Source organism: Caballeronia sp. LZ029, assembly GCF_031451275.1.
Classification (GTDB): Bacteria; Pseudomonadota; Gammaproteobacteria; order Burkholderiales; family Burkholderiaceae; genus Caballeronia; species Caballeronia jiangsuensis.
On the sequence record NZ_JARUXO010000093.1, the window covers coordinates 327,491 to 338,962 of the forward strand.

Sequence of the window (11,472 nt, forward strand, 5' to 3'; positions counted from 1 at the left end):
CGGTGAATCCGGGTTTCGGGTCGGCCGTGCCGTTGTGGTCTAGCGGCCTTTGAATCGGGCTGAGCGTTTCTCGTTGTAGGCGCTGATGCCTTCGAGACGATCCTCGGTCGGAATCAGCCGGTTGTACGCTTCGATTTCCAGATACAGCCCGGTGCGCAGGTCGCCCTGCATGCCGAGGTCGATCGCCTTCTTCGCCTGCGCGACCGACAGCGGCGCGCTCGTGCAGATGTCGCGCGCCGCGTCGATGGCATCGGCCAGCACACGTCCCGGTTCGCACAGCCGGTTGACGACGCCCCACGCGAGCGCTTCCTGCGCCGTGAACTTCGCGCCGCGCAGGATCAGCTCCTTCGCTCGCCGCACGCCGATGGTCCGCGGCAATTGCTGCGTGCCGCCGCCGCCCGGCATGATGCCGCGCTTCACTTCGGTGAACCCGAACGCCGCGTTCGCCGTTGCATAGGCGAAGTCGCAGGCGAGCAGCAGTTCCAGCCCGCCCGCGACCGCCGAACCGTTGGCCGCGCAGATGATCGGTACCGGGCAATACGTGATCGCGCGGTTCATGCGCTCGAACAGATAGTGCTGCACGCTGAATTGCTCGTCGGTCATGCCTTCGCGTTGCTTGAGGTCCGCGCCGCCGCAGAACGCGCGCTCGCCCGCGCCCGTCAGGATCACGCAGCGATACAGCGCCGGGTTCGCTTCGAGCGCACCGAATACGCGGATGATTTCCTCGCCCATCGCCGTGCTGATCGCGTTCGAGACTTCCGGACGGTTCAGCTTGACGATGAGAATCTGTTCGTCGATTTCTTCGAGCGTCAGCGCGTCGAGCGCGCCCGCCAGTTGCGATGCAAGTTTCAAGATGTCTCCAGTGGCGTCTTCGCCAGCAGATGATTGTGTTCGCCGAGCTTCGGCGTGACGCCCGTGTGCGCGGGCCGCGCGCCGCCGAACGAGATCGGCACGCCGACGACCGTGGCCGCGCCGTCGTCGGTGGTGCGCAGCAGGTCGAGCGCCTTGGTCTGCTCGTGCTGCACCACCTGATCGATGGTCTGGATCGGTCCGCACGGAATGCCGGCTCGATCGAGCGCATCGAGCCAGTGCGCAGTGCCGCGCTTACGGAATTCGACATGCAGCAGATCGATCAGCTCGACGCGGTTGCTCACGCGCGCGCCGTTGGTGACGAAGCGCGCGTCGTCGGCGATCGCGGGAATCGCGAGCACGTCGCACAGGCGGCGGAACAGGCGGTCGTTGCCGGCGGCGACCATGATGGTGCCGTCCGCGCATTCGAAGGCCTGATGCGGCACGATCGCGGCCGTCCCCGAGCCCCAGCGTCCGGGCAACACGCCCGAGGCGAGATAGTCGGCGATCTGGATGCCCGCCCAACTGATCGCGGTCTCGTACAGCGACACCGACACGACTTCGCCCGCGCCCGTCGCCTGGCGTCTGAACAGCGCGGCGAGCACGCCGATCGCGGCCCACAGCCCCGTGCCCATGTCGTTCACCGACACCGGAATGCGCGACAGCGGTTCGCCCGGCTGGCCGAGAAAGCTCATCAGGCCGGACAACGCCTGCACGAGCGGATCGTAGCCGGGTTTGTCGCGCAGCGGCCCCGCCGTGCCGAACGCGCCGAGGTTGCAATAGACGAGCGACGGCTTCATGCGCACCATCTGTTCGCCGCCGAGACCGTATTTCTCCGTGCCGCCCGCCTTCAGGTTCTGCAGGACGACATCGGCGCGACGCGCGATCAGTTCGCGCAACGCCTGCGCTTCATCCGGATTCGACAGCGACATCGCGATGCTCTGCTTGCCGTGGTTCACCGCATGAAACAGCGCGGCCGCGCCATCGACGAAGGGCGGGCCCCAGTCGCGCGCGTAGTCGCCGTGCTCCGCGCTCTCGATCTTGATCACTTCCGCGCCCAGCGAACCGAGGATCATGCCCGCGTACGGCGCGGCGAGACTGTGGCCGATCTCGATCACGCACACGCCCGCGAGCGGCAGTGTCTGGTCCATGGTTTCGTGCGTGCTCATGGCGCCGCCACTTCCAACGGCGCGTCGGCCGCCTGCTCCGGCGCCGCATGATGACGCTGCCCGTAGAGTTGCGCCGCCGCGTCCGCGCTGATGTAGCCATCGGCGACATCGGCGTCGATACGCGTCTGCTCGCGTTCGCCCGGATCGCCGTAGCCACCGCTGCCCGCAGGCTGCACCGTCACGCGATCGCCGCGATACACGACCGTCTGCCCGCCCTTCGCCGCGACCTTGTGCTCGCTGCCGTCCGCGCGCTCGACAACGCACTGAAAACGCGTGCCGGGCTGGCCGCCGAAGTGGCCTTCGGGCGCCGATCGTCCGCGCTCGCCGGAGACCGTGAAGGTGGCTTCGTCATACTCGACGCGATACACGCGCCGCGAGGTCAGCCCGCCACGCCGGCGGCCCGCGCCGCCGCTGTCGGTGACGAGCGACCATTCCTCGACCAGCAGCGGCGAAGTCGCTTCGATCATCTCGACCGACTGACTGCCCGCGTTGCCCACGTAGACGCGCACGCCGCTCACGCCGTCCTTGCCCGCGCGCGCGCCCATGCCGCCCGCGTGGACATCGTGCATGGTGACGAATTCCTGGCCGGTGCGGGCGACGCGCGCCACATCGGTATCGCGTCCGCTGAAAATCCCCGCGCACGACGCGCAGTTGCTTTGTCCCGTGATGCGCTCCGGCACCGCCGGCGCGAGCGCCTTGAGCAGCAGGTCGATCACGCGCGGCGAGGTTTCCGTGTTGCCCGACACGACCGATGCGGGATAGCGGCAGTTCAGCACGCTGCCTTCGGGCGCGATGATCGTCACCGGCCGATAGCAGCCCTGGTTGATCGGGATGCCGGGATCGGTCAGCGCCTTCACGGTGAACCACGTGCTGTTGCACGTCACCGAAAGCGGGCAGTTGATGCCGCCGCGCGCCTGCGGGCCGGTGCCGGTGTAATCGAAAGTGATCTGGTCGCCGGTCTTGGTGATCTTCACCTTGAGCAGCGGGCGCTCCTGTTTCCAGCCCGGCGCTTCGATCGGATCGAGATACTCCTGCGCTTCATAGACGCCATCGGGAATGCGCGCGATCTCCGCGCGGATCAGCTTTTCCGAGTGATCGAGGCTCTGGCTCATCACGTCGCGCAGCGCATCGGCGCCGTACTTCGCCACCAGTTCCCCGATGCGGCGGTCGCCCACGAAGGTGCCCGCGTATTGCGCCTGAATGTCGAGCAGCAGTTCGTGCGCGTTGCGGCTGTTGCGCGTGAGCAGGTTGAGCATGTCCTGCACCGGCTCGTCGTTGCGATAGAGAAACACCGGCGGAATGCGGATGCCTTCGGCGAACACGTCCCAGGTCGTAACGGTGTAGCTGCCCGGCGACTGCCCGCCGATGTCGGTCCAGTGGCCGCGCGTCATCACGAACGCGACGATCCTGCCGCCCGCGAACACGGGCCGCGTGAACTGCACGTCCGGCTGATGATTGCCGCCGCCCACGTAGGCGTCGTTGCTGACGATGACGTCGCCGGGGCGCAGGTTCTCGCGCCCGACCGCTTCGACCGACACGCGCGTCGAGATGACGGCCGAGCCGAGCATCGTCGGAATGTCGTTGCCTTGCGCGACGAGTTGCATGTCGGCGTCGAAGATGGCGGCCGACGAATCGCCGCTCGCGTGCATGAGCGGGCTGCCGGCGGTGCGCATCATCGCGATCTTCATTTCACGCGCGACCGCGAAGAGACTGCTGCGGATGATTTCGTAAGTGACGATGTCCATTATTCAGGCTGCCAGTTCGATGACGAGATTGAGATCGGGATCGACGCGCGCGACATGCGACGCCTTCAGCACCGCGCAACTGCTGTGCTCCTCGATGACCGCCGGCCCTTCGATGGTCGCGCCGACCGGAATCTGCGTGCGCGCGAACACCGGCAATGTGCGCACGCCGCCATCGAAATACACCTCGCGGGTGCGTACCGGCTTCGGCGGTTCGCCGCCATCGGCGCTCGCGACGCCGCCGCGCCAGCCGGTCGTCGTCACGAGTTGCAGACGCACGTTGGCGACCACCACCGGCTTGTCCTTGCTGATGAAATTCCATTGCCGCAGATGTGCGTCTTCGAAGGCGCGCACGAGCGCCTCGCGGATGCCCTGCGCCTCGCCCTGCACTTCGACGGTGATGACGTCGGGCTGGCCCGCGTAGCGGCAATCGGCGAGGCGCACGGCTTTCACGCCCTGCGCTTCGACGCCGTGCCGCCGCAACTCGTCCATGCCTTGCGCGGTCAGTTCGTCGAGCGCGGCGTGCAGGGTTGCGTCGTCGATTCTTGCGAGATCGCTTTCGAGCGGGCGCTGATAGTCGTATTGCTGGTCCGCGACCGTCATGCCGAACGCGCTGAAGAGACCCGGCAGCGGCGGGATCACCACGCGGCGGATGCCCATTTCGTGCGCCAGATCGACCGCGTGCACCGGCCCCGCGCCGCCGTAGCAGATGTAGGAGAACTCGCGCGGATCGTAGCCGCGCTCGACCGTCATGATGCGGATGGCCTGAGCCATCAACGCGTTGGCGACCGAGCGCACGACTTGCGCGGCTTCGGGCACGGAGACGCCGAGCGGCCTCGCGATGACTTCTTCGACGACGCGCCACGCCGCTTGCGCATCGAGCTTGAATTCGCCGCCGAGAAAGCTGTCGGGATCGATATAGCCGAGCACCAGATTGCAGTCGGTGACGGTCGGACGCGTGCCGCCGCGTCCGTAGCACGCGGGACCGGGATCGGCGCCCGCGCTCTCCGGCCCGATGCGCACGCCGCCGCCCGCGTCGATCCACACGATCGAGCCGCCGCCCGCGCCGACCGAATCGATGTCGATGCTGGGCGAGCGCACGGTATAGGTATGCAGCAGGCTCTTGTTGCGCAGTTCGGGCCGGAAGTCGCGGATCAGCGAGACGTCGAAGGTCGTGCCGCCCATGTCGCCGAGGATCGCGTTCCTGAGTTCGCTCTTCTCGCAGTTGCGGATCGCCGCCGAGACGCCGCCCGCCGGCCCCGATTCGAGCAGCACGATGGGCTTGTCCGCGACCATCGCCGGACTCGCGAGACCGCCGTTCGACTGCATGAAGAGGAACTTGCCCGCGAAGCCGTGTTGCGCCAGCGCGCTGATGAGCCGGCCGATGTAGCGTCCGCACACCGGCCCGAGCATCGCGTTGATGACGGTCGAGCTTGCGCGCTCGTATTCCATCGATTCGGGATTCACTTCGTGCGATGCGCAGATGAAGTGATCCGGCAAGAGGCGACGCAGCGTGTCGGCGGCTTCGCGTTCATGGCGCGGATTGACATGCGCGTGCAGAAAGCACACGGCGACGGCTTCGATATCCGACGCCCGGATCTGATCGGCGAGCGCTTCGAGCTGCGCGTGATCGAGCGGCGTTTCGATGCTGCCGTCATGGCGCAGACGCTCGTTCACTTCGAGCCGCCAGCGGCGCTCGACGAGCGGACGCGGGTTGTCGAACAGCAGATCGTACAGATCGGCGCGATCGTGACGCGACACGCGCCTCAATTCGAGGATGTCGCGAAAGCCGCGCGTGGTGACGAGCGCGGTCTTTGCGCCGGTGCCTTCGACGACCATGTTGGTCGCCATCGTCGTGCCGTGGCCGAGGAACGAGACGTCCGCGCTGTCGGTGCCCGACAGTTCGAGAATCCTGCGGAAGCCTTCGATGGTGCCGATGACGCGATCCTTCGGCGTCGTCGGCACCTTGGTCGACCAGATGCGCCCCGTCTCATCGTCCACCATCACGACATCGGTGAAGGTGCCGCCGACATCGAGTCCGATTCTTTTCAATTTGCTTCTCTCCTGTGGATGCGTGATTTCTGGTTCGCTTGCTCATGCCGCGTGTGTTCCGGCATGATCGAGCCGCGCCGCCGGGCGCCGCGCCGTGACGAACATCGACCGGGCCAGTTTAAAGAGGCATCGACGCGGCCAGATAATGAAACCTTCCGATCAGGTGAGACGTTGGAGTTATATCGGTGATAACCAGTATCGATGCGATATTGAGGCGGCTGCGCGGCAATCATGTCGCGCTGCTGATCGCGCTGGACGACCACGGCTCGTTGCGCAAGGCGGCGCAGCAGGTGTCGCTCTCGCAGCCCGCGACGACCAAGTCGCTGCGCGAAATCGAGTCGATGTTCGGCACGGAGCTGTTCGCGCGTTCGCCGCGCGGCATCGTGCCGAACGAACTCGGACGCTGCGTGATCCGTCATGCGCGCGCCGTGCGATCCGAGATCGGTGCGCTGCGCGACGAGCTTGCGGCCATCATGCGCGGCGGCGGCGGCATGCTCGCCATCGGCGCCGTGATGGGCTCGATGCCCGAATGGCTGGCGCCCATACTGCGCTCGCTGCGCGAAGTGCAGCCGGACGTGTCCGTCGAGGTCTGGGAGGACAACAGCGCGCGTTTGTTATCGATGCTCGATCAGCGTCTCCTGGACCTCGTGATCGGGCGGCCGAGCATCAGCGTGCATCCGGAAGCTTACGACTTCATTCCGCTCGAAGTGGAGGAAGTGTGTCTGGTGGTGGACGGCGCCGATCCGCTGGCGAGCGTGCAGCGCATGACGCTCGCGGAGCTTGCCGACAATCCCTGGATCGTGCCGCAGGCAGCCCTGCCGATGCGCTCCCTGCTCGAACAGCTTTTCGACGACGCCGAGGTGCCCTTTCCGCGTTACGCCATCGAAACGTCTTCGACGTTCGCCACGTTGTCGCTGCTGCGAGCAAGCGATGGGACCGTCGCACTGATGCCGTTGAAAGTCGCCCAGTACTTTCAGGTGCACGGAATGATGGCGGTGTTGCCGATCCGCATAGAGCGGCGCGGCGCGCCGTATGGAATCGCGACGCGTCGCGGGGCCACGGCGACCGCTCCGGTACAGCGATTCATCGAGCTGTGCAAGCAAAAGCGGGACGAACAGCTTCGCTAGGGCGTGCATCCTCCGACGACGCGTCGTGAAGCGTTCGAAATACCGCGTTCACCATCGTCCTTATCTGTGACGAGCGTTGATGTCGCCATCACGCTCCTGCTCCGATGAAACCGGCCGGTCTTACAGCAGCCGCATTGCCCCCTCTACGACTTTCGATGTAGGTCGTCCGGTTGATTTCGCGTCCCCCCTCCTGCCACTAAGTTTGTAAGCGCCGACTCGCAGGCACGGCTGCAAAGCCGAAGCGCCTCGGGCCACTCGCCTGGCAGCGAACCGGTCTCCCCAGGAGGGGCCATGTTCAAGAAACTCGACTTCACGGCGATGCACACGGCGCGCCGCGCCCCGGTTCCACACGATGCGGTGCCGTCATGGACGCACTGACCCATCAGGACGCCGGCGCCTTCGCGCGGGAGAGTTATTCGCTCGCCGACCTCTGGCATCGCCGCGCGAGCCTCTCGGACATCGAGATCGGGCATATCTACCGGCTGGTGCTGTCGACGCTCCGGTCCTACTACCCGCCCGAACTGCGCGGCCTGCACGAGGACAAGGAAGAACTGATCTCGCAGTTCTTCTTCTCGCGCGTGTTGCGGCTCGACTCGGAGCAGCGCCCGTCGCACGCGTCGGCGGAGAGCGCGCCGTCCACCGCGTATGCGCTGTGCGCGTACTTTCGCCGCTTTCTGATCGATTGCCTGCGCAGCGCGAGCCTGCAGCGCAATCTGTCGCTGGAAGTCGATGGCGTGCAGGACGAAGTCGACTCCCGCGCACATGCACCCGACGATCCAGTCGAAGCCACGCTCGCCGACTTCGGGCTGAACGAGGCGCGTGTGCGGGCATTCGCACGGGTGTTCATCGCGATGTGCGACCCGCCGGATCGGCTGATCCTCGCGGGCAGCCTCGGCGCGAGCAGCGAACGCAAGGGCGGCCTCAAGGGCGTCGCCGAGCAATACGACGTGCCTTCGTATCACTATCGCGCGCGCAAGCTCGGCGTGACGATGAAGAAGGACGCGACGCCAGCGTGCTTCGCCGCGACGAAAATCGGCCGATGGATGGTGCAGACGCTCGGCATCGAGATCACGCCGGAAAATCGCGACGCAATCCTGATCGTGCTGAATCTGCTCGCACTCGAAGCGCACGAATGAACGAAGCGCGGCGATGCTTCGGGTCACGAAACGCCTATGCGCCGCGTTCCTTGTCGGCTTGCAGGCGGCCCGCGATGAGCTGCACGAGATAGAGCGCGAATTCGGGCTCCTGATAGTAGAGCCGAATCGCGTCGGCGGCCGAAACGGTGCGCATTTCGCAGTCGGTCTTGCAGATCACCGTGGACGTGCGACGGCGCTCCGGCGAGAAGAGCCCGATCTCGCCGAGCACGGTGCCCGCGCCCAGTTCGATGCCGAGCTCCGAGAGCCGCACGACGCCCGTCTCGACATAGAACATCTGGCCGCTCGGGTCGCCTTTGCGAAACAGCACTTCGCCGGCGCGAAACCGCTGGCTCTCCATCCTTCCGAGCAGCCGCGCGACCGGCAAGAGGCCGTTGACCGCATGATTGACCTGCGTATCGCGGATCTTTTCCATGCGCGCCGCGACCGCGCTCGCTTCGCCGCGACTCGATACGTTCAGCGCCTTGAAGATCGTCGTCAGATGCGTCTTGACGGTAGCTTCGGCGCAATCGAGTTCGCGCGCGATCATCTTGTTGGAGCGCCCGCGCGCGAGAAGCGCGAGCACTTCGATCTGGCGCGGCGTCAGATGCAGGTCCGGACCGGGCTCGGCCGCCGCGCGCGGCGCGGTCCTTTCCGATGACGTGGGCGGCGCGTCGCGCCCCGCCGCGAGAAGCGAACGCGGCAGCGACACGCCGCCCGCGAGCACGAGACTCAGCGCACCGGTAAGCAGCTCCGCCGACGCGGATTTCTCGACGCATCCCGCGACGCCCGCCGCGATCAGTTCATCGACAAGTTCACGCTTCGCCCGGGCGAGCAGCACGATCACGGGCGTGGTGCGTGCATGGCCGCGCACGACATCGAGCGCCTCGCCCGACTCGCTCATGAGGTCGCCGTCCATCACGATGCAATCGGGCTTGCGACCGCCCGGCCATTCGGCGCCGAGACGCTCGCATCCCTGCACGTCGGCATCCGGCACGAACGCGCGCAGGAGCGCCGCAACGCCGTCGCGAAACAGTCCCGCCGGTCCGATAAGCAGTAGGTACATGCGATCCATGCTATACCGACTCGCGCAGCCATGCCCGATGTTTCGACGTTCGTCACGACAGCACGAGAGCGCTTCCAAATTGTAAGAGCTGCTTCGTCTTCCCTAGCGAAAGCGGCCGGCTTTCTAAGGCACAACTGGAGAGATGTCATGGACCAACGACGCCGTTCGTTCCTGAAGATGTCTTCCGCCGCGACGATGTCGCTCGCGGGCTGCATGAACGCCGAGCCGGGCAAGAGCGACGAGGCCGCCGCGAATGCGAACGCAAGCACGAGCACGAGCAACGTCTGCGCAAGGACGACGGTCGAGAGCGGCGACGAGTTCGACTATGTCGTCGTCGGCTCGGGCGCGGGCGGCGGACCGCTCGCCGCCAATCTCGCCGAGGCGGGTTACCGTGTGCTCGTTCTCGAAGCGGGCAGCGACAAGGAGAACGACAACTATCGCGTCCCCGCTTTCCATCCGCTCTCGACGGAAGACCGCGACTATCGCTGGGACTTTTTCGTGAGCCACTATTCGTCGGCATCGCGCGCGCGTCGCGATCCGAAGTATGTGACGGATCAAGGCGGCATCTGGTATCCGCGGGCCGGCACGCTCGGCGGCTGCACGGCGCACAACGCGATGATCACGATCCTGCCGCACGATAGCGACTGGAACCACATCGCCGATATCACCGGCGATCCGTCATTCCGCGCGCCACAAATGCGCGGCTACTTTCAGCGGCTCGAACGCTGCACCTACGTTCATCGGCCGGTCGAGGGCGGCAACGCGCACGGACATGGATTCGATGGCTGGCTCACGACCAGCAGAATCGATCAGCAGATTCCGCTGCCTGACGCGCTCGGCGACGGACAACTGAGACGCATCGCGCTGTCGGCGTTGAAGGAAACGCTGGGGGAGCGCGTGGGCGATCCGCTCGGCGTCGCGCTGCGCCGCTTCGATCCCAACGACGCGGGCTTCAGCCAGCAGAATCCCGAAGGACTGTTTCTGGTGCCGGTCGCGATCCGGGATGGCCAGCGCAACGGCGTGCGCGAGCGTCTGCAGGATGCGCAGTCGAAGTGCCCCGGCAATCTCACGATCCTGACCGATGCCCTCGCGACGCGCGTCGTCCTCGATGCGTCGAACCGTGCGACCGGGGTCGAATATCTGCATGGCGCTCATCTGTATGCCGCCGACCCTGGCGCGACCAACGGCGGCGCGCAACAAACGAAGCTCGCGCGGGCCCGGCGCGAGGTCGTTCTCGCGGGCGGTGCATTCAATAGTCCGCAGCTTCTGAAACTGTCCGGCATCGGTCCGGGCGATGAACTGCGCCGCTTCGGCATCGATGTGCGCGTCGAACTCGCGGGCGTGGGCGAGAACCTTCAGGACCGGTACGAGGTCGGCGTCATCAACGAACTACAGGGTCCGCTCCGTGTGCTCAAGCCGGCGACGTTTTCCGCCGGCGCCGGCGACCGCGCGTATCAGGAATGGCAGCGCGACCGTCAGGGCATCTATGCGACCAACGGCGTCGTGCTCGGCATCATCAAGCGCTCCAGTCCGGATCTGCCGGACCCCGACCTTTTCATTTTCGGCCTGCCGGGCTATTTCACGGGCTACTTCCCCGGCTACTCGAAAGACCTCGCGATCCAGAAGAACTATTTCACGTGGGCGATTCTGAAGGCGCACACGTCCAACGCGACCGGCAGCGTGAAGTTGCGATCGGCGAATCCGCGCGACACGCCGGACATCAACTTCCGATACTTCGACGACGGCGCAGGCGGCGCAGCCGATCTCGATGCGGTGGTGAGAGGCGTGGAGTTCGCGCGCCGCGTGATGCATCGCTCGCGCGCGGTCGTGCGCCGCGAAATGAAACCGGGCGACGCGGTGCAGTCGCAGAGCGATGTCAGGGACTTCGTAATGAACGAGACCTGGGGCCATCATGCGTCATGCACGAACAAAATGGGCGCGCCGGGCAACCCGGCCGCGGTCGTCGATTCGCGCTTTCGCGTGTTCGGCACGACCGGCCTGAGAGTGGTGGACGCGTCCGTGTTTCCGCGCATTCCGGGATTCTTCATCGTCACGCCCGTGTACATGATCAGCGAGAAAGCCAGCGACGCGATCCTCGAAGACGCGCGGCGCGGATGATCGCGGCACACGCCCCACGCGTCGTCTCCCTGACGTGACCGATCGTTCGCCGCGCGCGTGAAGGGTGCGTCGTCGGACCGTCAATCGGCGCATTTGTAGCGTCCGCTTCATCGTCGTCTGTCGCGCCTGCGCAAATCATTTCGATACAGCCCACTTAGGGCTAATTAAATGCGCCCATATCCACGATAATCTAATAGGCCAGAGGAACGCTGGCCT

Annotated in this window: 8 protein-coding genes; 3 read left to right on the forward strand and 5 right to left on the reverse strand. The window is 65.9% G+C overall.

Annotated features, from left to right (window positions below):
- Positions 1 to 39: 39 nt before the first annotated feature.
- The 4 genes from QCE73_RS35610 to QCE73_RS35625 are packed head-to-tail and all read right to left on the reverse strand — an operon-like array spanning position 40 to position 5,812.
- Positions 40 to 852 carry an enoyl-CoA hydratase-related protein gene (locus tag QCE73_RS35610; RefSeq protein ID WP_309885576.1) on the reverse strand — a complete coding sequence of 271 codons (813 nt, stop codon included), beginning with the start codon at positions 850 to 852 and terminating at the stop codon, positions 40 to 42.
- Positions 849 to 2,018 carry a CoA transferase gene (locus QCE73_RS35615; RefSeq protein ID WP_309885577.1) on the reverse strand — a complete coding sequence of 390 codons (1,170 nt, stop codon included), beginning with the start codon at positions 2,016 to 2,018 and terminating at the stop codon, positions 849 to 851. Before QCE73_RS35615 ends, QCE73_RS35610 begins: the two co-directional genes overlap by 4 nt.
- Positions 2,015 to 3,763, reverse strand: a complete 1,749-nt coding sequence (locus QCE73_RS35620; protein WP_309885578.1) for a hydantoinase B/oxoprolinase family protein — start codon at positions 3,761 to 3,763, stop codon at positions 2,015 to 2,017. Before QCE73_RS35620 ends, QCE73_RS35615 begins: the two co-directional genes overlap by 4 nt.
- 3 nt (positions 3,764 to 3,766) lie before the next feature.
- Entirely contained in the window at positions 3,767 to 5,812 is a 2,046-nt protein-coding gene (locus QCE73_RS35625) for a hydantoinase/oxoprolinase family protein (protein WP_309885579.1), read from the reverse strand.
- A gap of 185 nt (positions 5,813 to 5,997) precedes the next feature.
- Between QCE73_RS35625 and QCE73_RS35630 the strand changes: the two genes are divergently transcribed.
- Both QCE73_RS35630 and QCE73_RS35635 read left to right on the forward strand, forming a co-directional pair.
- Positions 5,998 to 6,939 carry a LysR family transcriptional regulator gene (locus QCE73_RS35630; RefSeq protein ID WP_035499938.1) on the forward strand — a complete coding sequence of 314 codons (942 nt, stop codon included), beginning with the start codon at positions 5,998 to 6,000 and terminating at the stop codon, positions 6,937 to 6,939.
- Positions 6,940 to 7,304: 365 nt separating this feature from the next.
- The gene (locus QCE73_RS35635; RefSeq protein WP_309885580.1) at positions 7,305 to 8,075 is read left to right on the forward strand and encodes a hypothetical protein; all 771 of its coding nucleotides are present in this window, start codon (positions 7,305 to 7,307) and stop codon (positions 8,073 to 8,075) included.
- Between the two features lie 34 nt (positions 8,076 to 8,109).
- Here QCE73_RS35635 and QCE73_RS35640 read toward each other — a convergent pair whose 3' ends face one another.
- Positions 8,110 to 9,138: a LuxR C-terminal-related transcriptional regulator gene (locus QCE73_RS35640; RefSeq protein ID WP_309885581.1), complete on the reverse strand. Its 1,029-nt coding sequence runs from the start codon at positions 9,136 to 9,138 to the stop codon at positions 8,110 to 8,112.
- Positions 9,139 to 9,285: 147 nt separating this feature from the next.
- Here QCE73_RS35640 and QCE73_RS35645 point away from each other — a divergent pair, with 147 nt between their 5' ends.
- A complete protein-coding gene (locus QCE73_RS35645; RefSeq protein ID WP_309885582.1) occupies positions 9,286 to 11,256 on the forward strand; it encodes a GMC oxidoreductase in 1,971 nt (656 codons plus the stop codon).
- Positions 11,257 to 11,472 lie beyond the last annotated feature (216 nt).